This window comes from Corynebacterium sp. HMSC055D05 (genome assembly GCF_001810365.1).
Lineage (GTDB): Bacteria > Actinomycetota > Actinomycetes > Mycobacteriales > Mycobacteriaceae > Corynebacterium > Corynebacterium coyleae.
The window spans coordinates 132,502-155,132 of sequence record NZ_KV801024.1 but is presented as its reverse complement, the minus strand read 5'-3'; the positions used below and the strand labels follow the sequence as shown (position 1 = coordinate 155,132).

Annotated in this window: 22 protein-coding genes; 15 read left to right on the top strand and 7 right to left on the bottom strand. The window is 64.6% G+C overall.

Features of this window, described 5'->3' with window-relative positions; translation table 11 throughout:
- Nucleotides 1-172: 172 nt before the first annotated feature.
- The 10 genes from HMPREF2734_RS00725 to HMPREF2734_RS00680 are packed head-to-tail and all read left to right on the top strand — an operon-like array spanning nt 173 to nt 8,770.
- The gene (locus HMPREF2734_RS00725) at nt 173-1,642 is read left to right on the top strand and encodes an anthranilate synthase component 1 (RefSeq protein ID WP_070568286.1); all 1,470 of its coding nucleotides are present in this window, start codon (nt 173-175) and stop codon (nt 1,640-1,642) included.
- Nucleotides 1,639-2,199, top strand: coding sequence for a glutamine amidotransferase-related protein (locus HMPREF2734_RS00720; protein ID WP_070568284.1), 561 nt, complete (start codon nt 1,639-1,641; stop codon nt 2,197-2,199). The genes HMPREF2734_RS00725 and HMPREF2734_RS00720 overlap by 4 nt, the downstream gene beginning before the upstream one ends.
- On the top strand, nt 2,192-3,211 hold the full coding sequence (trpD, locus tag HMPREF2734_RS00715) for an anthranilate phosphoribosyltransferase (RefSeq protein WP_070568282.1): 1,020 nt from the start codon (nt 2,192-2,194) through the stop codon (nt 3,209-3,211). Before HMPREF2734_RS00720 ends, trpD begins: the two co-directional genes overlap by 8 nt.
- Nucleotides 3,198-4,583: a bifunctional indole-3-glycerol-phosphate synthase TrpC/phosphoribosylanthranilate isomerase TrpF gene (gene trpCF / locus HMPREF2734_RS00710; protein WP_371440403.1), complete on the top strand. Its 1,386-nt coding sequence runs from the start codon at nt 3,198-3,200 to the stop codon at nt 4,581-4,583. The genes trpD and trpCF overlap by 14 nt, the downstream gene beginning before the upstream one ends.
- Nucleotides 4,584-4,593: 10 nt before the next feature.
- Entirely contained in the window at nt 4,594-5,790 is a 1,197-nt protein-coding gene (gene trpB / locus HMPREF2734_RS00705) for a tryptophan synthase subunit beta (RefSeq protein WP_070568278.1), read from the top strand.
- On the top strand, nt 5,791-6,606 hold the full coding sequence (gene trpA, locus HMPREF2734_RS00700; RefSeq protein ID WP_070483295.1) for a tryptophan synthase subunit alpha: 816 nt from the start codon (nt 5,791-5,793) through the stop codon (nt 6,604-6,606).
- The gene (locus HMPREF2734_RS00695) at nt 6,603-6,977 is read left to right on the top strand and encodes a Rieske (2Fe-2S) protein (RefSeq protein ID WP_070815896.1); all 375 of its coding nucleotides are present in this window, start codon (nt 6,603-6,605) and stop codon (nt 6,975-6,977) included. Before trpA ends, HMPREF2734_RS00695 begins: the two co-directional genes overlap by 4 nt.
- Before the next feature lie 24 nt (nt 6,978-7,001).
- Nucleotides 7,002-7,940 (top strand): bile acid:sodium symporter family protein, encoded by a 939-nt coding sequence (locus HMPREF2734_RS00690; protein WP_070421892.1) that lies wholly within the window; start codon nt 7,002-7,004, stop codon nt 7,938-7,940.
- Complete coding sequence (locus HMPREF2734_RS00685) at nt 7,937-8,242, top strand: hypothetical protein (RefSeq protein WP_070421893.1); 306 nt, start codon at nt 7,937-7,939, stop codon at nt 8,240-8,242. The genes HMPREF2734_RS00690 and HMPREF2734_RS00685 overlap by 4 nt, the downstream gene beginning before the upstream one ends.
- Nucleotides 8,243-8,257: 15 nt before the next feature.
- Nucleotides 8,258-8,770 (top strand): hypothetical protein, encoded by a 513-nt coding sequence (locus tag HMPREF2734_RS00680; RefSeq protein WP_070568276.1) that lies wholly within the window; start codon nt 8,258-8,260, stop codon nt 8,768-8,770.
- 86 nt (nt 8,771-8,856) lie between these two features.
- On the opposite strand, the gene HMPREF2734_RS00675 is transcribed toward HMPREF2734_RS00680, so the two are convergent.
- Nucleotides 8,857-9,228 carry a hypothetical protein gene (locus HMPREF2734_RS00675; RefSeq protein ID WP_070568273.1) on the bottom strand — a complete coding sequence of 124 codons (372 nt, stop codon included), beginning with the start codon at nt 9,226-9,228 and terminating at the stop codon, nt 8,857-8,859.
- 456 nt (nt 9,229-9,684) lie between these two features.
- Here HMPREF2734_RS00675 and HMPREF2734_RS00670 point away from each other — a divergent pair, with 456 nt between their 5' ends.
- Nucleotides 9,685-10,968 (top strand): HNH endonuclease signature motif containing protein, encoded by a 1,284-nt coding sequence (locus HMPREF2734_RS00670; protein ID WP_070568270.1) that lies wholly within the window; start codon nt 9,685-9,687, stop codon nt 10,966-10,968.
- A gap of 68 nt (nt 10,969-11,036) precedes the next feature.
- On the opposite strand, the gene HMPREF2734_RS00665 is transcribed toward HMPREF2734_RS00670, so the two are convergent.
- From HMPREF2734_RS00665 to HMPREF2734_RS00640, 6 genes are all read right to left on the bottom strand, one after another.
- The gene (locus HMPREF2734_RS00665) at nt 11,037-11,408 is read right to left on the bottom strand and encodes a hypothetical protein (RefSeq protein WP_070568267.1); all 372 of its coding nucleotides are present in this window, start codon (nt 11,406-11,408) and stop codon (nt 11,037-11,039) included.
- A 188-nt stretch (nt 11,409-11,596) separates the two neighbouring features.
- On the bottom strand, nt 11,597-12,010 hold the full coding sequence (locus HMPREF2734_RS00660) for a hypothetical protein (protein ID WP_070568264.1): 414 nt from the start codon (nt 12,008-12,010) through the stop codon (nt 11,597-11,599).
- 96 nt (nt 12,011-12,106) lie between these two features.
- Nucleotides 12,107-12,454 carry a branched-chain amino acid transporter permease gene (locus HMPREF2734_RS00655; protein WP_070568261.1) on the bottom strand — a complete coding sequence of 116 codons (348 nt, stop codon included), beginning with the start codon at nt 12,452-12,454 and terminating at the stop codon, nt 12,107-12,109.
- Nucleotides 12,455-13,174, bottom strand: a complete 720-nt coding sequence (locus tag HMPREF2734_RS00650; protein ID WP_070568258.1) for an AzlC family ABC transporter permease — start codon at nt 13,172-13,174, stop codon at nt 12,455-12,457.
- Entirely contained in the window at nt 13,175-13,783 is a 609-nt protein-coding gene (locus HMPREF2734_RS00645) for a YqgE/AlgH family protein (protein WP_070568254.1), read from the bottom strand.
- Entirely contained in the window at nt 13,776-15,200 is a 1,425-nt protein-coding gene (locus HMPREF2734_RS00640) for a CCA tRNA nucleotidyltransferase (protein WP_246816751.1), read from the bottom strand. Before HMPREF2734_RS00640 ends, HMPREF2734_RS00645 begins: the two co-directional genes overlap by 8 nt.
- 129 nt (nt 15,201-15,329) lie before the next feature.
- On the opposite strand from HMPREF2734_RS00640, the gene HMPREF2734_RS12190 reads away from it, so the two are divergent.
- From HMPREF2734_RS12190 to HMPREF2734_RS00620, 4 genes are all read left to right on the top strand, one after another.
- Complete coding sequence (locus HMPREF2734_RS12190; protein WP_083307992.1) at nt 15,330-16,106, top strand: NUDIX hydrolase; 777 nt, start codon at nt 15,330-15,332, stop codon at nt 16,104-16,106.
- The gene (locus HMPREF2734_RS00630) at nt 16,103-18,565 is read left to right on the top strand and encodes a DUF6049 family protein (protein WP_070568251.1); all 2,463 of its coding nucleotides are present in this window, start codon (nt 16,103-16,105) and stop codon (nt 18,563-18,565) included. Before HMPREF2734_RS12190 ends, HMPREF2734_RS00630 begins: the two co-directional genes overlap by 4 nt.
- Nucleotides 18,562-21,987, top strand: a complete 3,426-nt coding sequence (gene murJ, locus HMPREF2734_RS00625) for a murein biosynthesis integral membrane protein MurJ (RefSeq protein ID WP_070568248.1) — start codon at nt 18,562-18,564, stop codon at nt 21,985-21,987. The genes HMPREF2734_RS00630 and murJ overlap by 4 nt, the downstream gene beginning before the upstream one ends.
- A 75-nt stretch (nt 21,988-22,062) precedes the next feature.
- Nucleotides 22,063-22,629, top strand: a complete 567-nt coding sequence (locus HMPREF2734_RS00620) for an RNA polymerase sigma factor (protein WP_070421903.1) — start codon at nt 22,063-22,065, stop codon at nt 22,627-22,629.
- Nucleotides 22,630-22,631: the final 2 nt, after the last annotated feature.

The following is a 22,631-nucleotide window of genomic DNA, read 5'->3' as shown; positions in this document are numbered from 1 at the left end:
AGCCGGATCCTCGGCTACACTTCCTTTTTGTGACGTACATGACTTCTCAAACATGGTGGTGGCTCGCCTAACTGGCGCGCCACCTAGCGAAGTCACGGCCCGCCAGCTTGTCCACAAGCGCCGCGGGCCCTTTTTATCCCTCGGTGCAAGCAAGAACAGAACCGAGGATCACATGAAATTCACCCGCCAAGAGGTGCGCTACCACGAGGATGTGGCAAGCCTCTTCGCCCACATCGGCGGCCTCGACGCAACCGACACGGTGTTGCTCGAGTCCGCTGACATCACGACACGTTCGGGGTTGCAGTCGTTGGCGGTGCTGCGGTCGTCGATACGCATTACTTGCTCCGGCAACCGCGTGACGCTGACACCGCTGACGCCGTCGGGCGAGATTATTGCGAACGAGATCGGGCTCGAGCACGAGTTTCCGCGCGCTGATGTGGAGGACGAGCGCGAGCGCCTGACCGCGGCGTCGACGATGGATGTCCTGCGCAAGTTGACCTCCACCGAGGGCAATGAGGACTTTCCGCTGCTCGCGGGCGGTTTCGCGTTTGATTACCTGGAGACGTTCGAGCGTCTGCCCGAGGTCGCCGACGGCGACAACACCTACCCGGATTACGAGTTCGTGCTCGCCGAGGTGGTGCTGCGCGTGAACCACCAAACCGGCACGGCGTACCTCGCCGGGGTTGATGCTGCAGGTGACGGCATTGATCTCACCGAGATCGCAGCACTTATCGACGACGCCCCCGCACCCACCGACCCAACCACCCTCACCGGCACCCTCGTCGCCGAGGCGGATATGCCGGACGAGGAGTTCCGTGGGGTAGTGGAGCAGCTGCAGGGCAACATTTACAACGGCGACATCTACCAAGTCGTGCCGGCGCGCAGCTTCACCGCCGACTGCGACGACGCCTTCGGTGCGTACCGCCGCCTGCGTGCCGCGAACCCCTCGCCGTACATGTTCTACATCCGCGGCGAGGGGTACGAACTGTTCGGCGCCTCGCCGGAGTCGAACCTGAAGTTCTCGCCGACCACCCGCCAGGTGCAGCTGTATCCCATTGCCGGCACGCGCCCGCGCGGGCTGAACCCGGACGGCACGGTCAATCACGAACTGGACACGCGCATGGAACTGCAGTTGCGCACCGACGCCAAAGAGGTCGCGGAGCACACCATGCTGGTGGACCTGGCCCGCAACGACATGGCGCGCGTGGCCGAGCCGCGCACCCGCAAGGTGCAAGACCTGCTGCAGGTGGATCGCTACTCGCGCGTGATGCACCTGGTCAGCCGGGTCACCGCCACGCTGGCCGCGGACCTGGACGCGCTTGACGCCTACCGCGCGTGCATGAACATGGGCACGCTCACCGGCGCACCGAAGCTGCGCGCGACAGAACTGCTGCGGTCCGTGGAAGGCAAGCGCCGCGGCTCCTACGGCGGGGCGGTGGGCTACTTGCGTGGCGACGGCGAATTCGACACCTGCATCGTCATCCGCTCCGCATTCGTGGCCAACGGCAAGGCCATCGTGCAGGCCGGCGCGGGTGTTGTGCGCGACTCCGTGCCCCAGTCCGAGGCTGACGAAACTCTGCACAAGGCCTACGCAGTCCTGCACGCACTCGCCGGTGGCCGCGACCTGGAGGTGAAGAAATGATCGTCCTGCTGGATAACCAAGACTCCTTCGTTTACAACCTGGTGGACGCATTCGCGGACTACGACACCGTGGTCTACCGCAATACCGTTACCGCCGACACGGTGCTGAACGCCAACCCGGACCTCATCGTGCTTTCGCCCGGCCCGGGCTACCCGGCCGACGCCGGCTGCATGATGGAGGTCATCGAACGCGCCCAGGGACGGGTCCCGATTCTGGGCATCTGCCTGGGCTTTCAGGCTCTGGTGGAGCACTTTGGTGGGCGGGTTGAGCCGTGCGGGCCGGTGCATGGGTCGTCGCAAAGCATGGTGCTTACAGACGGCCGCCGCGTCCCCGTCGCCCGCTACCACTCCCTCGGCGCCACCACCGCGCCACCCGGCATCACGCCGCTGGCGTGGACCGGCACGGAGATCGGCGACGTGATCATGGCCGCCGAAACCGACGACGGCATGTCCATCGGACTGCAGTTCCACCCCGAATCCATCCTCACCCCCTCTGGCCCGCAAATCCTGGACCACTGTGTGACGAAATTACTACAGAAAGGCCACGACAATGACTAGCCAACTCGAGATCTTCCGCCGCTTCATGGACAACCCCGAGCCCACCCTCGAGGAGGCCATCGAGGCATTTACCCCGCTGACCGTCGGCGATTACGACGACGTGCACATCGCCGCACTGTTGGCCATGATCCGCACGCGCGGCGAAACCTTCGCCGACATCGCCGGTGCGGCCCGCGCGTTCCTTGCCGCCGGGCGTCCGTTCCCGGTGACGGGGGAGGGGATCATGGACACCGCCGGTACGGGTGGCGACGGCGCGAACACCATCAACATCACCACCGCCGCTTCGCTTACCGCAGCTGCCGGTGGCGTGAAGATGATCAAGTGCGGCAACCGCTCCGTGTCCTCCAAGTCCGGTTCGGCGGACGTGCTCGAGGCGCTGAACATCCCGCTGGACCTCGACCCGGATCGTGCTGTGCGCCAGTTCGAGTCCTCCAACTTCACGTTCCTGTTCGCCCCGGCGTACAACCCGGCGATCGCGTTCGTGCAGCAGGTCCGCAAGGCACTTGGCGTGTCCACGCTGTTTAACACGATGGGTCCGCTGCTCAGCCCGGCACGCCCGGAGTTCCAGATCATGGGCATCGCTAACCCGGCGCTGGGCCAGGTGATTGCGGAAACGATGCGTGAGCTGGGCCGGAACCGTGCGCTCGTCGTCCATGGCGCGGGCACTGACGAGATCGCGGTCCACGGCGATACCGAGGTCTGGGAGCTCAAGGACGGCGAGATTACCCACTACACGGTCACGCCCGAGGAGCTCGGGGTGGAGCGCCACAGCCTGGAGGACCTGCGTGGCGGCAACGGTGCCGAGAACGCAGCCTTCATGCGCGCCACGTTCGCAGGGGAGGGTCCGGCCGCGCACCGCGACGCCGTCGCCGTGACTGCGGGTGCGATGTTCTACCTCTACGGCATTGCGGATTCGCTTGCCGCGGGTACCGAGCACGCAAAGCAGTTGCTTGCAAACGGCACGGTGGCCGATTGGCTCGCCACCCACGAGGAGGCCGATTACAGTGGCTAAGATTTTGACCAATATCGTCGAGAACCGAAAACGTCACCTTGACGATATTCGCGCACGCGTTGCACACGTAGATTTCGCCACGTTACGCAATTCGGAGCGCTCTCTGTACGACTCCCTCGCGCGCCCCGGCACCGCATTCATTATGGAGTGCAAGTCCGCGTCCCCCTCGCTCGGGCCAATTCGCGACGACTACAAGCCCGGCGAGATCGCATCCGTGTACTCACGCTACGCCGCGGGCATCTCCGTGTTGTGCGAGCCGGACTACTTCAACGGCGACTACGACCACCTGGCCACCGTCGCCGCAACGACCCATTTGCCGGTACTGTGCAAGGACTTCATCATCGACGAGGTCCAGATCTACGCCGCGCGCTACTTCGACGCCGATGCGATCCTGCTCATGCTCTCCGTCCTTTCCGACGAGGAGTACGCGCACCTGGCTTCCGTCGCCGAGTCGCTCCACATGGACGTGCTCACCGAGGTGATCAACGAGGACGAAGCTCACCGCGCCATCAAACTCGGCGCGAAGATCTTCGGCGTGAACCACCGCAATCTTCACGATCTCTCCATCGACCTCGACCGCTCCGCACGCCTCGCCGAGCTCGCTCCCGATGGGGCAGTGGTGGTCTCCGAGTCCGGCATCCGCGACTCCGCAACCGTGCGTCGCCTCGGCGGTCACTCCGATGCGTTCCTGGTTGGCAGCCAACTGACCTCCCAGCCGGACATCGACCGCGCCTGCCGCGAGCTCGTCTATGGCCCGAACAAGGTCTGCGGCCTGCGCACCGGCTCCGCCGCCCAGGCTGCCAAGGCGTGCGGCGCGGTCTACGGCGGGCTCATTTTCGACGACGCCTCCCCGCGCAATGTTTCACGTGAAACAGCCACCGACATCATCGCCGCCGAGCCAGGCCTGGACTACGTCGCGGTGTCCCGCCGCACCTCGGGTTACGACGAGCTCATCCAGCCCGGCATCGCCGCCGTCCAGATCCACGCGCCGTACCAGGGGTCCGTTGAAAAGGAACTGGCGCTGATCGAATCCGTGCGCAAAGAGGTCGACGTTGAGGTCTGGCGTGCCGTCTCCATGACGCAGCCGGATGGCGAAAAGGTGGCCGAGTCGGTTGCTGGGGTCGTCGACAAGCTAGTGCTCGACGCCCACGACGGCGGGTCGGGGGAGCGCTTCGACTGGACGCGCGTGCCGGACGCCGTGAAGCAGAAAGCGTTCCTCGCGGGCGGCCTCAACCCCGACAACCTCACCGATGCGCTGCGCGTCGGCTGCGCCGGCCTGGACCTGAACTCCGGCTTCGAAGACCCCAACGGCCACAAAGACGCGGGCGCGCTGCGACGCGGCTTCGACACAATCGGCAACTACCACGACTAAAGGACACCCCATGACTCTCCTCCCTGCGTACTACGGCGAATTCGGCGGACAGTTCGTCCCCGAATCCCTCCTGCCAGCGCTCGACCAACTCGAGCAAGCCTTCGTCGACGCGTTTAACGACGACACCTTCATGGCTGAATACCGCGCCCTCCTGCGCGATTACCTCGGCCGCCCGACTCCGCTGACCGAATGCCGCAACCTGCCGATCGACGGCAACGCGCGCATCTTCCTCAAACGCGAGGACCTCGTACACGGCGGCGCCCACAAAACCAACCAGGTAATCGGTCAGGCGCTGCTAGCGAAGAAGATGGGCAAAACCCGCATCATCGCGGAGACCGGCGCCGGCCAACACGGCACTGCAACCGCGCTTGCCTGTGCGCTGCTTGGCCTGGACTGCGTGATCTACATGGGCAAGACCGACATGCAGCGCCAGGCGCCGAACGTCTACCGTATGCGCCTGATGGGCGCGAAAGTCGTCGGCGTGGAATCCGGCGCGGGCACCCTCAAGGACGCCGTGAACGAGGCGCTTCGTGACTGGACCGCAACCTTCCACGAATCCCACTACCTCCTTGGCACGGCTGCCGGCCCGCACCCGTTCCCGAAGATCGTCAAGGAATTCCACCGTGTCATCTCCACCGAGGCCCGCGCCCAGATCCTTGAGCGCACCGGCGCCCTGCCGGACGTGGTCGTCGCCTGCGTCGGCGGCGGCTCCAACGCCATCGGCATGTTCGCCGACTTCATTGACGACGACACCGTCGAACTGGTCGGCGCCGAACCCGGCGGCGAAGGCTTCGGCCAAGGCAAGCACGGCGCCGCCATCGCCCAGGGCACCATCGGCATCCTGCACGGCACCCGCTCGTACCTCATGCGTGACGACGACGGCCAGGTTGAAGAGTCCTACTCCATCTCCGCCGGCCTGGACTACCCGGCCGTCGGCCCGGAGCACGCCTACCTCGCCCAGTCCGGCCGTGCGAAGTACGTGCCCGTCACCGACGACGAGGCCCTCGACGCCTTCCAGGCCCTATCCCGCCACGAAGGCATCATCCCGGCGCTCGAGTCCTCGCACGCCCTGGCCTACGCGCTCAAGCGCGCCGCCGAGCACCCGGCCGACGCCGAGCCGCTGAACATTCTCGTCGCCCTGTCCGGCCGCGGCGACAAGGACATCGCACACGTCCGCGCAACCCTCGAGCAGAAGGAGAACAAGTAAATGTCGCGCTACGAGCAACTCTTTGCCAAGGGGGAGGGCGCGTTCGTCCCCTTCATCATGCTGTCCGACCCGAACCCGGACGACGCGGTGGAGATCATCTCCGCCATCGTCGAAGCAGGCGCCGACGCACTCGAGCTCGGCGTGCCGTTCTCCGACCCGGTCGCCGACGGCCCCGCCATCCAGGGCGCCCACGTCCGCGCTCTCCGTGGGGGAGCAACCGTGCAGCAGTCCCTCGACCAGGTGCGCACCATCCGCGAGCGCTACCCGGACCTGCCGATCGGCATGCTGATCTACGCCAACGTCGCCCACACTCGCGGCCTCGACCGCTTCTACACCGAGTTCAAGGAGGCCGGCGCCGATAGCGTATTGCTTCCCGACGTCCCCGTGCGCGAGTCTGACCCCTTCACCGCCGCCGCCGAGCGCGCCGGCATCGACCCGATCTTCATCGCCCCGGCCAAGGCCTCCCGCGAGGTCCTCGAGGGCGTGGCCGCTAACTCCCGCGGCTACATTTACGCCATTTCTCGCGACGGCGTCACCGGCGCGGAGAATGAGGCGACGGTGGAGGGCCTGCGTGAGGTCGTCGATAATGTGCAGTCCTTCGGCGGCGCACCGGTACTGCTCGGCTTCGGCATCTCCCGTCCCGAGCACGTGCGCGACGCGATCGCCGCTGGGGCCGCTGGCGCGATCACCGGGTCGGCGATTACGAACATTATTGATAAGTATGTCGTCGATAATCGCGTGGAAAACATGGACGGGCTGAAGCGGGAACTTTCCGACTACGTGGGCGCCATGAAGCAAGCTACGATCGCATCATGACCTGTTCACGTCGCATGTTCCTGCTCGGCACCGCCACTACCTTCGCCGGTGCCTTCCTGGCCGCCTGCGGGGAAGAGGCCCCCGAAGAAATTGCGAAGACCGACGTGCCGGTCGGCTCCGCGGTGATCCTGGACAAGTTCATCATCGCCCAGCCGTCCGCCGGCCAGTTCGTCGCATACTCGGCGGTGTGCCCGCACCAGCAGAAGAAGATCACCAAGGTGGAGGGCGAAACCGTCAAGTGTGTCGCCCACGGTTCCGTTTTCAACATCGCCACCGGCGCGCGTGTCTCCGGCCCGGCCGTGACCGGCCTGCGCGAAGTTGAGGTCATCGAAGCCGGCGACAAGGTCGAAGCTCAAAACCCGGCGAGCTAACCTGCTGGCCGTAGACTCGGCCACATGAAGAAGCTCGATCCTCTCCTCGTCGGCATCGTTGTTGCTGCGATCCTCGCCTTCGTCGTGCCGGCGCGCGGCGCGTTCGCGGACGGCTTTGGGGTGGCCGTCAAACTCGCGATCGCGCTGCTCTTTTTCCTCTACGGCGCACGCCTATCGACGCAAGAAGCCCTCCGGGGCCTCACCAACTGGCGCCTCCATGCCCTCATCCTCGCGTTTACCTTCGTGGCATACCCGCTGATCGGTCTGCTCGCGCGACCTACCACCGGGCTCATCTCCGAGGACCTCTACCAGGGCCTACTCTTCATGACCCTCGTTCCGTCCACCGTCCAGTCCTCCGTGGCGCTGACCGGCATCGCACGCGGCAACGTGTCCGGTGCTGTTGTGGCGGCGTCGGTGTCGTCGTTGGTGGGTGTCGTCGCTACGCCATTGCTCGTGATGTGGCTGATGGGCGCAGGCGACGGCGTGCACATCGACACCACCGTGTTCACCGACATCGCCCTCCAACTCCTCCTGCCGTTCATGCTCGGCCAGCTGGCACACAAACGGCTGGGGGAGTTGGCTAAATCCAAGGCCACCAAGATTGTCGACCGCGGCTCCATCTGGATGGTCGTCTATTCCGCCTTTTCCAAGGGTGTCGTCTCCGGCGTGTGGTCGAACGTGACCGCGCTTGAGATCGTGCTGCTGATTGTGTTCTCCGTGGTGCTGGTCTTCGCCATGCTGTGGCTGACCCGCGTCGTGCCACAGGCGCTGCGATTCCCGCGCGAGGACGTCGTGGCCGTGCAGATGTGTGGCACGCAGAAATCTCTTGCGACCGGCTTGCCGATGGCTACCGTCATCTTCGGCGGTGCCCAACTCGGCGTGCTTATTATTCCGCTAATGATCTATCACATGGCACAGTTGATGATCTGTTCCGCATATGTCTCCAGAAAGAGTTTCACGTGAAACATTACGTCCGCATCCATTACAACGTCCCCGAACTCGGCGGAGAGCTGCTGAATATCGCTGAGCTGGAGGAGGTGTCGTCGCAAAGCTGCACCATGCTCCGCATGATCGAACTCGACCCCGCCGAGACCATCACCGGCATCTACGTCGACGGTCGCGTCATCGGGCAGGCCAACCAACCCATGGGCACCGTGCCACACCCGCGCACCTACGACGCGATGGAAGGCATCACCGCCCGACACCTCACCGCCGACGAATTCGAAGGCCTCTGGAGCGAAGCCCGAGCGAAGTTCCCGCACTAGCTTTATTCTTCGCCTATGGGTAGCTTTTTCGACACCATAGGCCCCTTCCTGCCTGGCCCGCTTGAAATCATCGGGTTCTACGGCCAGATTTTCCTCCCGATCCTGGTGCTGTTTTTCATCGCCCGGATGATCTTCCCAGGCCGCGCACCCATCGGATTTCGCCGCGACCTTATCGGCGGCGTCATCCGCACCATCCACATCACCCCGCACATCCCGGGTGTGGACTCGACCGTCAGATACATGTCCGTTGCGACGATCGAGGCCACCACGCCCAATGGGGTAGTGAAGTACAAGGACATCCCCGCCAGTCCCGGTGCCCTCCCCAGCGCGGTTCGTCGGCAGATTTTCAAGCGCCCCCTACGCCAGCGCTCGCATCGGATCGACGTCGGCGACACGCTCAAAGCCCGCGAGATCCGCCGCCAGATCCAGAGTGGCGGCTACGACTTCACCCTGCCGCAGCCGGTCCGCGTGAAACTCGTCCCGCCGAAGAAGGAAGGCAAGCGCCTCTGGTACCGCGTGGTGAATTAGTTGGTGCGTCCCCACTTGTCCGCAATGCGGAGTTGCGGGCATGAAAAAACGCCACTCCGACGGGAGAGTGGCGCTTCAGCTCTTGCTTAGAACGGGAGAGCAGCGGCGACCTGCGGCGGCAGAATGCCAGCAGCCTTAGCGCCGTAGCCGATCAGACCGAGACCTGCAACAGAAATAGCGATCCAGGTGAGAGCCCAACCAGCTTGAGTTGCGCGGTAAGCCTCTTCACCCGAAGAACCAGCCTTAATGGACCCAGCCATCATATTGCCGACAGGTTCGGTGTTTGGAGCAGCGCCTGTTCCCTTATCCGCAATGATGCCGAGCAACTTGACAGCTTCAACGGCCTGACGCACCTCTTCTGCCTCATTGTTTGGCTTGGTTGCGGCCTCTGCAGGGACCATGGCAAGAGAAACAGTGGTTGCAGCGGCAAGAGCGGCTGCCGTCAAGCGACGCTTCATGGGGACTCCTCAGTAGATATTTGTGTGATTCTGCCAGCGGACTGGACAAAAGTATTTTAGATCACTATTGACTGTAGGGATGATTTATATTCTTTACAAATTTGCGTAACGCTGCAGCTTGCAGCAACGATAAGACTGCCCATTTTCTCCGGCTCATCAGAGTTAAGCCGACTACCAATGAAGGTTCTCCTCATTTTCGGAATTAGTTGGTGCGTCCCCACTTGTCCGCAATGCGGAGTTGCGGATGCTTGACGACGACCCCACGCGCCCGAATTAGTTGGCCCGACCCAACGATTGGGGTGGTCGGAATTGTCCGCAATGCGGAGTTTTTTCGTTCGGTTTTAGTGCGTTTTATAGCGCACATAGAAAACGTTGTTTTTGCAGGTCACAGCCGTGTCGTGGCGGGTTGTATGCTTTGCTTTATCGAACATACATACGGCCTTAAGGGGGACCACAATGACAACGGCAGTGGAGGAGAAGTGCACTGAACCTAGTGCGTTTGCGGAGTTGCTTACGGATGCAATCGAGCAGTCGCACAGAAGCATGACGCGTTGTAAGGCGGAGCTGTTGACGTCGATACGCGCGTTTGAGGAGGGCGGTTTCGCACCGCAGATGGGGGCACGGACCACGGCGCAGTTTCTGACGCGTCGCCTGGGGATCTCGATCTCCACAGCGCACGAATATGTTCACGTCGGCTGCCGCCTCGGCGAGTTCCTGTACCTTCAGCAGCAGTTCTCTGCAGGCAAGATCAGCTACTCCGTGGTTCGCTTACTGCTGCGCTACCTAACCCCGGCGGTAGAGCGCCAACTTGTCGACATGGCCCTGGAACTCGGCTACCACGAACTCGAAATCGCACTCAGTGGATACGACAAACCAGGGAATGGTGATAGCGAGAAGCCGGACCACTACCTGCGCGTACACACCCGCGATAACGGCGAGATTGCCCTCCACGGGGTGCTCAACGCCTCGGATGGCGCCGCGTTCATCGCCGCGCTGAAACTCGGGGAGATCGCCTACTACGAGATGGAGGAAATGCTCGAGGATGCATTGCGCCACGAAGACGGTCGGGTCGCCGAGCTCTCTATTAGGGACATGCTGCAGAAAGCCGACGCCGTCGAACCCGCAAAGAAGGCACGTAAGACCGCGTCCGGCTACGGCATGCCGATCGGTCGGATGCTGCTGCAGGCCTTCATGGGCATGGTGCACATGACCCGCAGCCAGCCCAAGAGCACACTGACAACGCCAGGCGCACATGTCAACGTACTGGTGACTAAGGACGGCCGCGCCTACATGCCCAACAACGTCGGCGCACGCTCCGAGGCACTGGTTGGATTGATCGCGAATGCTGACCTGCGCGTTTCTACTGTCGACGACGACGGCCTGATCATCAACACCGGCCGCTCTTCCCGCTTCGCCACGCCGGGACAGGTCAATGCTCTGCTCACCATGTGGGGTGGGCAATGTGCCGCGCCCGGCTGCACGCACTCGCGGTTCATCGAGATCCACCACATCAAAGAGTGGTCCGAGGGCGGCATGACCGATCTAGAAAACCTGCTGCCACTCTGTTCCGCCTGCCACTCCTTGGTTACCGATGGCTACCTCGAAACCGTCAAGGACGGCAGCGACGTGCACTTCATCTACCAAGACGGCACGCGCTACGTCTCGGACAACTATTCCCTGCCACGGCGCCGCGACAACGCGCAGACCTGGGCAGAAAGCGGGGGAGGGTTCGACGACTAAGCATGGCTCGGGCAGAGAAAAACTCCCCTCCGCAAGGGAGAGGAGTCACGTGCAAGAACCGATGCGGTTTAGAACGGGAGCTGTCCCGCGATCTGTGGTGGCAGGACACCCGCCTGCTTCGCAGCGAATGCGATCAAGCCCAAACCCGCGGCAGATACTGCAATCCAGGTGGCAACCCAGCCGGCCTGAGTAGCTCCGTATGCCTGCTCACCCGAAGACCCAGCCTTCACCGAGCCACCAGCCATGTAGCCAGCCTCATAGGTGTTAGGCATGGCTCCGTAGCCATTTTCGTCCCACTTCTTGATTAGCTTCTCGACTTCTTTTGCATTACGCGCTTCGTCCTGGGCGCGGGCTTCGTCGACGGTAATACCGTGTGCCGGGGCGGTGGCGAGCGACAGTGCGGTAGTCGCTGCCAAAACTGCTACTGTAGTGCGCTTCATAGGACACTCCTACTGTGAGGCGGATTACTTCTGTCAATTAACTTGACACACGCATTAAAACAGAACTTCACATTCGTTGCAGAAGTCAAATTGGAGAAGGGCGACCACAACAGCCCTCGGATCATCTCAATAGTAGCGTGACCTGGGCAAAGTGAATCCTCAGCCGCACAGCCAGAGACTCATTTGATCTAGAGGGGAAGGCTAGAAAGCGAGGGAAGCTCAACACCCGGGATCTTGCCTGCTGCGGTGTACAGCAGAGCAAGGATCGCAATCGGAGCCAGAACCAAAAACGCGATGGTTCCAGGGCGATATGCATTCTTTGGGTGCAGCAGCACATTCATGCACGTGCCTTCGTTAGACGAGCCTTTGACATCAAGCTCTTCGACAAAATTATCAACAATGCTCTCGTAGAAATCTTTTGCAAACTTGTCTACATCATCTGTCGGCGCCTCAGCACGCTTCTCATCAAGGTCGTTGAGTGTGGCGACGCAATTAAAGTACGCGATGGAGGATGTTTGCGCGTGGGCGAACTGTGTTGGAACAACAGCGAGCGACAGGGCGGTGGTGGCTGCCACGGAGGCTGCAACAATACGGCGCTTCATTGGGGTCTCCTTACCTGAAACTGAATATGAGCTGTCAGATATCTGAGCCTAGTCAGTTAAGCATGACACCCGTTAACAACAAAACGGGCGAACCCCTCACACCACCAGGTTCACCAGCAGCATGTACACGGCGGTGCCGGCGAAGATGGAGAGGTCGGCGCGGCGTCGCCAGGCGTGGAGCACGAACGTAATCACCAAAGCCGCGAGGGCGGACCAGAAGCGGCCGGGGCTTCCAGCTTCGCCCGCGATGGTGTACACGACCAGGACGGTCATCACGCCGACGGGCATGAGGACGGCAAGGAAGTCGATGAACGGACTGCCCTTGAGGTACCGCGTGAGCGTGAACGGCAGGGCGCGCAGCAGGAACGTCACGATGCCGGCCGGGATGATCACGGCGGCGGCCATGCCGAGGGTGACGCCGTCGGGGAGTCCGAGGGTGCTCATTTATTTCACCTGCCAGGTGAGGAGGTCGTCGATACGCGGTGCCCAGAACCGCAGCAACAGCACGCCGAAGTAGGCGAGCAGGCCGATGATGATCATCTGGTCGGGGAAGATGAACGCCGCGACCACGGCCAGCGCGCCAGCGATGAGTGGGGCGGAGAGGTCCTTGCTGCTTTGGAATGCCTCGTAGGCGAGGACGGCGAACAGGGCGGTGAGTGCGAATTCGAAGCCTTCGATGTCCTCTGGGATGAGGTTGCCCACGAGTGCGCCGATGATGCCCGGCAGGATCCACGACGCGTTGATCAGCATCGCGCTGGTCATCAAGCGGGCATGAGTCAGGCGCGCGCCATTAGCGACGAGCGTGGACGTCAGCGCGTAGAGCTCATCGGTCACGCCGTAGGTGAGGTACAGGCGCGGCAGGCCCGGGCGCGCGACGTCGCGGGGGAAGGTGAGGCCGTAGAAGATATGGCGGAAGTTCACCATGAACGCGGTCAGGGCGGAGGAGAACACTCCGAACCCGCTGGTCACCATGCCGATGGCAAGGAATTCCATCGAGCCGGAATAGATAATGAAGGAGAAGATCGGAGCCCACCACCATGTGAAACCGGCTTGCGTAACCAGCAACCCGAACGCCAGCCCGAGCGGCACCAAACCGAGGCAGACGAGCCATGAATCCTTCAGGCCGAGGCGGATCTGCCGCTTTGTTTCACGTGAAACACCCAATTAGTTGTCCTCCAGATTCGCCGGGAAGGTGGCAAACAGAGGCAAGGGCATTGCTTGGCGACGCATCACGTCCCCCCACAAATCCGCACCCGCCGGAGCGATCACGTCGGAGGGCAGTGCGGGGGCAACGAACCAGTCGCCGCGGAGGATCTCGTCGTCGAGTTGGCCCGGCTCCCACTCGGCGTAGCCGGCGAAGATGCGGACGCCGTCGATGTCGGCGGAGACAAGCTCCGGTTCAACGTTGAGGTTGAGCAGCACGAGGCGGTTGGCCATGCGCTGGAAGTACGGGTTAGCGTCGATGTCCACGCCGGGGGAGGTCACGCCGAGGCACACGGCAGCCTCGGGGCGGACGGGCCCGCCGATGTGCACGGCCTGCGGCTTCGCGGCGAGGTCGGCCCACGCGGGGATCACGTTTGCCAGGGCGGTCTCGCTGCGGCGGTTTAACACGACGCCGAGGGTGCGCTCCGCGCTCTGCTCGATGATGAGCACGACGGTGCGGGCGAACTCGGGGGAGTACATGCCGGGTGCGGCGACGAGCAGCATGCCGGGTTCAGGGTCAGTGCGCTCCAGGGCGTTGAAGAGGCGATCGGCGTAGAAGTACTCAGGCATTCTCGTTCTCCCACCAGGTTTTGAGTTCGGCGACGGCCTCGTCGTGGTCGAGCTCGCCACGCTCGAGGCGCAGTTCCTTCAGATACTTCCACGCCTTGCCAACCTCCGGGCCCGGTTTGAGGCCGAGGATCTCCATGATCTCGTTGCCGTCGAGGTCCGGGCGCACGCGAGCGAGGTCCTCCTTGGCGGCGATGTCGGCGATGCGCTCCTCCAGGTGGTCGTAGGTGCGCTGGAGGCGCGCGGCCTTCCTGGGGTTGCGGGTGGTGCAATCCGCACGAACGAGTTTGTGCAGCTTAGGCAGCAATTCGCCGGCGTCGGTGACGTAACGGCGCACGGCAGAATCGGTCCACTGCCCCTCGCCGAAGCCGTGGAAGCGCATGTGCAAGAACACGAGCTGGCCCACGTCGGAAATGACGTGCTTCGGGTACTTCAGGGCCTTGAGGCGCTTGCGGGTCATCTTCGCGCCGACCACTTCGTGGTGGTAGAAGGTCACGCCGCCGCCTTCCTTCGGCGCGCGAGTGGCGGGTTTGCCGATGTCGTGCATGAGCGCCGCCCAGCGCAGCTTCAGGTCAGGGCCTTCGTCCGAGTCTTCAAGTTCGGTGGCCTGGCGCAGCACGGTCAGGGAGTGGCGGTAGACGTCCTTGTGCTGCATGTGCTCGTCGGTCTCGAGTTGCAGGGCCGGGATCTCGGGCAGGATGTACTCGGCGATGCCGGTGGCCACGAGCAGGTCGATGCCCTCCCAGGGGCGCGAGCCGCACATGAGTTTGTCCAGTTCGGCCTGGACGCGCTCGACGGTGATGCGCTGGATCTCACCGGCCATGTCGCGCATCGCATCGAAGACGCGGTCGGCCACCTTGAAGCCCAGTTGGGAGACGAAGCGGGCGGCGCGCAGCATGCGCAGCGGGTCGTCGCGGAACGACACCTCCGGCTCCTGCGGGGTGTCCAGCACGCCCACGACCAGGTCAGACAGGCCGTTGACGGGGTCGTGGAAGGTGGGGGCGAGGTGGTCGTCGTCAAGCGAGAGCTCGATGGCCATCGCGTTGCAGGCGAAGTCGCGGCGCACGAGGTCGCCTTCGAGGGTGTCGCCGAAGGTGACTTCGGGGTTGCGGGTGATGCCGTCGTAAAGATCGGAGCGGAACGTCGTAATTTCCACGGTTTCGCCGTGCCGGATCGCGGAGACGGTGCCGAACTCGATGCCGGTGTCCCACACTTTCTCGCCCCACTCCGCGAGAATTTCCTGGATAACCGCAGGTCGGGCGGAGGTAGTGAAGTCCAAATCGTGCACCCCGCGGCCCAGCATGGCGTCGCGGACGGAACCGCCGACAATATATAAGGACTCGCCGCGCTCGGCGAAGAGTCGGGCAAGCGGCTCCAGCAGGGCAGATTGCTTCTCGACGACCCCCTGCGCTCGGGCCATCAACGCGGCGGGGGCAAGTGGGTCGTTCGGATCGGGCATGTCGAAAAGCTTTGTCACCTTGGACACGATACCCGCCACCCCCGCGCGTGGAGTACCACAACCGGCCTGAAGCCGGATAGCATGGCACGAATGAGTGACAACACGCGGCCTGTACCGGGTCCCCCCAGCGGTAAGGGGGGATCCGGCGGGCGGCGTCGTCCGCGGAAGCGCCGCGGCGGCCAGAATAAAAACCAGCAGGGCCAAGACAAGAACCAACCAGAAGGCGGCGACAAGCCGAAGAAGAAGCAACACCGTCGCCGCAACCCGAACAACCGCCGGAGGGGCGGGCGCGGGAATCAGCGGAACCGAAACCGCAACCAGCATCGCCGTCATTCGCAGTACAACCGCCAGCACGACTCTTCGATGGAGGTGCGCGACGAGACCTCGGCCGGTGGTCTGGTGGTCTCCGGTATGGCGGAGGCTGTCGGCCCGGACGGCAAGGTGGACATGAGCCGCATCTACGTCGCGCTGATTGGCCGGCTGGATCGCCGTGGGCGGTTGTTGTGGTCGATGCCGAAGGGCCACGTCGAGGATGGCGAGCACCAGTGGCGCACCGCAGAGCGTGAGGTCTGGGAGGAGACCGGTATTACCGGCGAGGCCTTCGACACCCTGGGCACCATTGATTACTGGTTTGTGTCCGACGGAGTGCGGATCCACAAGACGGTGCACCACAACCTGCTGCGGTTTGTGGACGGCGTGTTTAACGACGAAGACCCGGAGGTCACCGAAGTGGCCTGGGTGCCCATGAGCGAGTTGATGGAGCACCTCGCGTACGCCGACGAGCGCAAACTGGCGCGTATCGCGTTTGACCGGATGCCTGAGCTGGCTCGGAAGGAAGTCGCCGCCGGAAGGTCTACCCCGCGATGATTCGGCCGATTTCCCGTCTAGCTGCGGCCGCGGTTGCGGTAGCGCTGGCGGTCCCGTCAGCGACCCCGGCTCGCGCGGTGCCCGCGGTGCCGGTGAGCCCGAAGAACCCTGAGGTTGCGGAGCAGTGGGTCAACCCGGCGGTGCGCCCGGGTGAGGGCCAGCTCGCGCGCGTGTCGCTTATCGACGCCCCCGCGGTCGTCTCCGCGCACGATCCGTTTCACGTGAAACTTCGCGTGACCAATCAGACCGACACAACCCTCGAGGGCCTCAAAGTGCTCACGCGTCGCGCCGCGCCGGTGGGCTCCGTCTCCGAGCAGCGCGTGGCCGCCGTCGCCGGGGTGGGGGAGTACAGCGTTGTGGGCGACGAGGTGGTCGTGGATACCCGGCTGCGCCCCGGCGAAAGCGCCGAGCTGTCGCTGCAGATGACCGCGCCCGGCGGCATCGGCGTGTACCCGATGATGCTGCAACTTATCGACGACACCAGCGCCACCCTGGACACCGACCGCTTCCACTTGGCCGTGCGCGGGTCGGCCGACGACGTCGAACCGGGCGGGCTGACCGCCCTGTACCCGGTCTCCGCTCCGGTGAATATCGTGCCGGGCGAGACCGGCGAGGCCCCCGAGGACCCGCCGCTGGTGCTGCAGAGCGACGCACTGGCGGAACAACTCGCGCCCGGCGGGCGCTTGGACACCCTGGTGGAGCAGTACCGCAAGGCAGTGGAAACCCCTGAGGTTGGCTACGCCACCTGCATGGCGCTCGACCCGGCGCTGGTGGACACGGTGGACCGCATGACCGGCGGCTACACCGTCAGTGATTCGCGCCCCGCCGTGGTGGAGGAACCGAAGCGTCTGCGCGACAGCTGGGGTTCGAACGACGACACGCACCGCACCCCAGGTTCCGGGGCCGAGGACGCGAAGGCGTGGCTGGACAAAGTGCGCGAGATCGCCGCGACCGGCTGCACCGTGGCGCTGCCGTGGGCGAACGCGGACCTCAACGCGGTGGCGCGTACGGGTGATCCGTGGCTGATGCGCGAAGCCGTCGAGCGCGGCCCGTTTGTGCTGCAGCGGGTGCTAGGCACGGCGGGCACAATCAATACGGTGGTCGCTGGCACCGGCTACATCGAGGCAGGCGCCGGGCCGGCGCTTGGCTGGGCGGACCACACCCGCTCCACGGTGTTCGACGGCGGGATGCACGCCGCGTGGGAGGCGGCCCAAGCTGACAGCGCGCCCGACGCCGAAGCCAACTCCCACCAGAGCGCGCTCGAACGCGCGGAGCTCGCAGACTTCTCGGGCGCGGCGGCGCCGGTGCCGGAGGTGCCGGTGCAGGTGCTCGTCGCAAAGCCTGCGGATGCGCAACGTTTCACGTGGAACACTGCCGGCGTGATGGAGGTCGGGTACCAGGATTCGCTGGCCGCGGTGCTAGCGGCGACGGGGGAGCACCCGGACACGCCGGGGTATTCCAACCCGGGCCTGCGTTTCGACTACACCCGGGATTCCAATACCGCGCGCGATGTCAACGCCGCCGCAGCGATGCGGCTTGCCGCCCAGAGCGCCACCACGGGTGAGGGCGACGCACCGACCCAACCCGTGATGATCAACCCACCGGCAACGTGGGACGCGAAAACCGCCGCGGTGCTCCTGGGCACGGTCGCGGGCCTGATCGCCGACGGAACCTCCCGCCCGATCTCGTTCGGCGACTACCTCGCCGCCCCGCCGGAGGTCCCACCCGCCGACACCACGGCCACATTCTCGGACCCCGCCGCCTTCACCGACGCAGAAATCTTGCAGGTCACGCAGCAAAACAGCTTCATCAACGACATCACCGCGCTCATGGCAAACGACCCCGCCATCGCGCTGACCCGCTACGGCTTCACCCTGCCGCTGCGCCGCGACATGCTCGTCGCGCTCAGCACCAACAGACGCAGGGCACTTTCGCTTTACGACGACGCCGTGCGCGCCACCGGCGACCGCCTCGCCGCCAGCCGGGCAACGCTGAACGATCTGCGCGATTCCGTGACGTTAATCCCGCCGGGGAACGTGTACACCAGGGCGTCGTCGTCAAGCCCACTGCTCATCGTCGCCCAAAACGGAATGCCGCTGCCGGTGCACACCCAGATCCGCTACTGGGGGCCCGACGGCGCGAAACTGAACGTGCCGGGGACGCTGAAAATCCCCGCACGCGGCTCCGTCACCGTCCAGATGACCGCCGACCTGCCCGACAACAACCGCGGCACCGACCTGCAGCTTTACCTCGCGGGTGCCTCGGCCCAACCGATCTCGCGCCCGGTGGACATCTCCGTGCGCACCGCCGGGCTCCAACTCGGCGGGTGGGCGCTCGCCGGCGCGCTGATCGCCGCGATGCTAGCGCTCCTGCTCATCACCCGCAGGAAAGCACCGCCGAACAGGCGCCCGACCAAACGCCCACCGCCCAGCAACCCACGTGAACGGAGACAGCCGTGACAGCACAGGACAACAGCCAGCCCGAGGCTGGCCTGCGCCGCCGCATCGTCGCCCCGGCACCACCGGCGCCAGTACCGGCCCCGCGCGAGCCGAAGCCGCCCACCCCGGCGGCAACCGGCCTGCCGGACAAGTCCCTGCTGACCACCAGCCCCAAGGGCGAGACCATCGCCCCGCCGCCGACGGCTGACGACGCCGCCGCTGTCGCCACAGCCGCGACAAGCGTTGCGGTCGCCGAGCCCGCTGAGCCTGCCGAGGACACCAAACCGAGCGAGGGCGAAAAGGTTGTCCGCGCCACCGGCTCGATGGCGATTGCCACGCTGATCTCGCGCATCACCGGCTTCATCCGCACCGTGCTCATCGGTGCAGCGCTCGGCGAGGTTGTCGCCTCCGCGTTCAACACCGCCAACACGCTGCCGAACCTGATCACAGAGATCGTGCTCGGCTCCGTGCTCACCGCACTCGTCGTGCCGGTGCTCGTCCGCGCGGAGAAAGAGGACGCCGACCACGGCGCCGCCTTCATCCGTCGCCTGTTCACGCTCACGCTGACACTGATGACGGTGGTCACGCTGCTCGCCGTCGTCGGCGCGCCGTGGCTGACGGAGATGATGCTGGACGAGGACTCCACAGGCAACCTCGTCCAAACCACATCCTTTGCCTACCTGCTGCTGCCGCAGATCTTCTTCTACGGCATGTTCTCCCTGTTCATGGCAATCCTGAACACGAAGGAACACTTCCGGCCAGGCGCGTGGGCGCCGGTGGCGAACAACGTCGTCTCCATCGCCGTGCTGGTGGCGTATATGGCGTTGCCGGGGACGTTGAATCCGGCAGCACCGTCGTCGATAAGCAATCCGCACGTCCTGCTGCTTGGCCTGGGCACCACCGCAGGCGTAGTGGTGCAGTGCCTGATCATGCTGCCCGCACTGCGGAAACTGGGCATCGACCTGCGACCGCTGTGGGGTATCGACGAGCGCCTCAAGCAGTTCGGCGGCATGGCCCTGGCCATCATCACCTATGTGGCGATCAGCCAGTTCGGCTACGTGATCACCACCCGCATCGCGTTCGCGGCCGACCCCGCCGCACAGTTCATTTACCAACAGCACTGGATGCTGCTGCAGATGCCATACGGCATCATCGGCGTGACCCTGCTGACCGCGATCATGCCGCGCCTGTCGCGCAACGCCGCCGATGGCGACGACAAGGCCGTTGTGCACGACCTGACCATGGGCACCAAACTGACGTTTATCGCCCTGCTGCCGATCATCGTGTTCATGACGGCGCTCGGCCCTGACATCGCCAGCGCCCTGTTCGCCTACGGCTCATTTAGCGACGAAGCCGCCTACACCCTCGGCCTGACCATCAGCGCCGCCGCGTTCACACTCATCCCGTACGCACTGGTCATGCTGCACCTGCGTGTGTTCTACGCGCGCGAGGAAGCCTGGACGCCAACCTTCATCATCGCTGGCATCACCGGCACCAAAATTGCACTGTCCATGCTGGCACCGACCATCGCGAGCGAGCCAGGCCACGTGGTCATCCTGCTCGGTGCCGCAAACGGCTTCGGCTTTGTCGCCGGCGCGATCATCGGTGCGCTGCTACTGCGCCGCAAGCTTGGCACCCTGCAGTTCCGTGAGGTGCTACGCACGTCCCTGTGGGCCATCGGTGCGTCCGCCGTCGGTGTTGCCGCGGTGTTCGGCGTGCGCTGGTTGGTTCGCGACGTCGCCGGCCTCCACCTCCCGGAAGCCCTTGGACGCATGATCGGTGCGCCGTCGCTGGGCTCGCTCATCGAGATCGCATTGCTCGGCGTGCTGTTCCTCATCGTCACCGGCGTCGTGCTGTCGCGCTCCGGCTTGCCTGAGGTGCAGAACCTGGGCTCCGCCGTGGGCCGCATCCCGGGCCTGGGCCGGTTCATCACCGCGGATGCCGACCGCGGCCTCGAAGTGGGCCAGGTGGACCCGCGCGAGATGTCCAACCAGTTCCTCGCCGCCGACACCTTCAACGCCTCCCCGGTACCGCCGCCGATGTCCGCCGGTGTCGTCCGTGGCCCGCGCCTTGTGCCGGGCGCGTCCGTGTCCGACGGCCGCTTCCGTCTCATCCGCGACCACGGCGCCACCTCCAGCGCCCGCTTCTGGCAGGCGCGCGAGATTGCAACCGGCCGCAACGTCGCGCTGACGTTCGTGGACACCACCGGTGCCGCCCCGATGGCGCCCGCCACCCCGCGCGAGGCCGCCCTGCAAGCCGCCGGTATCGCGCGCCGTACCCGCCAGCTCGTCAACATGCACCTGCCAGCGCTGCCGGACCACGTGGAGATCCTGTCGTTCCGCTCCGGCGCCGTTGTGGTGTCCGACTGGATCGAGGGCTCCTCGGTGAAGGCTGTTGCGGAGTCGGGTCAGACGCTGCACACGGAGGCCGTCGCCAATGCACTCGTGCCACTAGCTGCTGCGCTGGCCACCGCGCACGAGGCCGGCGTGCCGCTGGGTCTGGACAACCGCCAGCAGTTGCGTATTGATACAGACGGCATCGTGCGCCTCGCATTCCCGGCCGTCCTGCCGGATGCGACAAAGCCGACCGACGCCGAGGCGTTCGCCGCCGCCCTGGAGTTGCTGACCTCCAACGTCACCTCCGACGACCTTGCCGAGATCACCGCCCGCACGCGAGCGCTTGTCGACGCCGACGCCGTCGACCAAGCCGCCTTCCGCGAAATCGCCACCGCCCTGAAGGAAGCAGCCAACCTGCCGGGCTCGCGCCGCCACAGCGAGGAAGACGACACCCCGACCGACACCATCCCCGTCGTCGAGGTGCCCGAGTCCGTCGAGCCCGTGCCCGAGCACGTGGAGGACCCGGACGTGATCCACGGTGGCTTCGGCAGCGGCCGCACCAAGCCGTTGACAATCGCGCTGGTCACCCTGGTGGCCGTGGCTGCCGCAGTGGCGATCGGTGTGCTGACGACCTACCTGGTGGACATCGTCTCCGGGGAGGAAGAAGAGGAAGCCGTCGCGACATCCTCCGTGGCGCCCGCCCCACGCGTGCCCGTGCTCATCGCACCGCTGGAGGCCACTGCTGCTGACTCTGCTGGCTCTTCCGGCTCTGATGCTCACGCCGCCGTTGACGGTGATCGGGCCACGAAGTGGGAGGTCGGAGGGGATCTCGTCGTCAAGCAAAGCAACGGTCAGCCGTTCGACCTCGAGCAAGTGCTTATCGACGCCTCCGGCGCAACCGGCGCAACCTTCACCATCTCCGGCGTACCCGCGGGTGGTCAAGCGCCTGTAGTGCTGTCGGAGGGCACGGTGCGCACCGGCCAGATCAGTGCCGATGTGGACTACACCGGCGCGCTGACCGAGGTCATCATCTCCTTCACCCCGGCGGAACAGAAACCGCTCGAAATTTCGGAAGTTTCGTTGGCAGGGCATGTGGATGTCCAATAGATTGTGCAATTGACCCCTTCCCTTCGGGGCGGGGGTCGTGCACACTGGGGGTCAACACTTTTCTGGGGGGGAATCATGGATTACCGCAATGACCGGGCTCTAGTCGCCCAATACCTCGACGGGGACCGACGAGCGTTCAGGCAGATCGTCAAACGCCACCACAAAGCCATGTACTACGTGGCCCGCAACTACACGCGCAACGACCAAGACGCGCAGGACATCGTCCAGGACGCGTTTTTCAAGGCGGCACGCAGCCTGCACACCTACCGCGGGGAAGCGAAGCTATCCACGTGGCTGCACCGCATGACCATCAACGCCGCCATCGACCACCAACGCAAGTTCACGCGCGCGGGCGCACAGGCGAGTCTTGACGACGACGCCGTGGCCGTCAGCAGCGACATGAACAAATACCTCGCCTACAACCCCATGGAGGCCATGGAACGCACCATCGCGATGCGCCAGGCGCTCAACGTGTTGCCGTCGGGGCAGCGTAAGGCACTGTGGCTGATCGATGTCGCAGGCATGTCCGTCGAGCACGCCGCCCACGAATTAGGCGTGAAACCGGGCACCGTGAAGTCCCGGAGATACCGTGCCCGGGAGGCAGTAGCTGCAGCAATCGGGGAGAGGTTAACAAGCAGCTAGAC